This is a genomic window from Kitasatospora sp. NPDC096147 (assembly GCF_044763225.1).
GTDB lineage: Bacteria > Actinomycetota > Actinomycetes > Streptomycetales > Streptomycetaceae > Kitasatospora.
The window spans coordinates 607,274-608,773 of record NZ_JBIWFX010000005.1 but is presented as its reverse complement, the minus strand read 5'-3'; the positions used below and the strand labels follow the sequence as shown (position 1 = coordinate 608,773).

At 73.7% G+C, this 1,500-nt stretch carries 1 protein-coding gene; it reads left to right on the top strand.

The features are described from left to right. The first annotated feature begins 705 nt into the window (after positions 1-705). A complete protein-coding gene (locus tag ACIRBX_RS20280; RefSeq protein WP_402298411.1) occupies positions 706-1,254 on the top strand; it encodes a hypothetical protein in 549 nt (182 codons plus the stop codon). Positions 1,255-1,500: the final 246 nt, after the last annotated feature.

Here is a 1,500-nt window from a genome sequence, read left to right as displayed (position 1 = left end):
GGTGGTGCGGGTGGCGGTGCTGGTGGTGGCGAGGGTTCGGGTTCCGGTGCGGGGGGCGGTGCCGGGGGTGGTGCCGGTGGCGGTGTTGGTGGTGGTGCCGGTGGTGGTAAGGGCGGGTCGAAGACCAAGCCGTACGAGCCGCCGAAGGTGAAGCCGTATGAGCCGCCGAAGGTGAAGAACCCGTATCTGGAGGGGGATGGTGCGGGTGGTGTGGGCAAGTTCAAGCCGGCGGTGCAGCCGCCGGGTTTGAACCTGGCCGGGCATCCGGATTACAAGGGCAGTTTCGGCTCGACGCTCACCCCCTATGGCGGTTCGGGGGGTTCGGGTTCGGGGGGTTCGGGTGGCGGCTCGGGCGGTGGTTCGGGTGCTGGTGGTGGGCTTGGGTTTGGTGGGGTCGGTGCCGGTGGTGGTGGCGGCTATGGGCGTGGTGGTGGTCTGGCCGGTGCTGGTGGGGCTGGTTCGCGGGTGGGTGGCGCGGGTGGGGCCGCTGGTGCTGGTGCTTATGGGCGTGGTGCGGGTGCGGGTGTGGGTGCGGCGGGGGCTGGTGGGGTGGGGCGTGGTGCTGCGGGGATGCCGGGGGCGGGTGCTCCTGGTGCGGGTGCGGCCGGTGGTGGTGCGGGGGCTGGCAAGGGTGGTGGGAAGTTCGTCCGTCCGACCCGTTTCGGTGGGGAGGAGAAGGAGCGGCGTCGGCGGGATGCGGGCGTCGTGGGTGGTGAGCAGGTCGATCACGAGGCGTCGGATCCGCATTTCGAGCGGATGCGGCGTCAGTGGTTGGACGAGGCCCGGGGCGGTGGGGTGCCGGAGGGTGCGGAGGCCGCTGCCGCTGCGGCGGCTGCGCAGCCGGCGGCGGCCGGTGGCGCGGATCTGATGACGCAGTTGGCGGGTGCGCTGCTCGGTGGCGGGGACGCCGCGGCGGAGGGCACTCCGGCTGCCGAGGGGTCCGTCACGGCGACGGAGTTGACGTCGGCGGGCAGCGCCCCGGCGGCTGAGGCCGCCCCGGCCGCCCCGGCCGCACCGGCCGCACCGGCGGCGGCTGCTCCGGCTGCGGAGCAGGAGTACCTGGACCGGGCCCGCTCGGTCGCGGAGCGTCGGGGCCGTCCGGACGAGGACGACGCCCCGGCCCCGGCTGCGGCTGCTCCGGTGGTCGAGCCGACGCCGATTCGGCAGGAGGGTGGGTACGACGTGCCGAGCCCGTTCCTGCGGGCCGCGCTCACTCGGATCGCTGCGGGTGGCGAGGGCGCACCGCGCACCTGAACCACTCGTCGCACCCGGGCGGCGGAGCGCTCACCGGCGCTCCGCCGGCCTGTTCATCCTTCAGATCCCCTGTTCCGTCCTATCGATGAGGGACCGTCATGACTGACCAGTCGCAGTACCGGCCGGCCGAGTACGAGGAGCCCGTTCCGCGACGCGCCGTCATGGAGCCGCAGGCAGCACCGCTCTGGGGCGGGGGAGACGACACCATGGCCGCGCACTATGGGCCTGCGGAGGGTGAGATTCCTG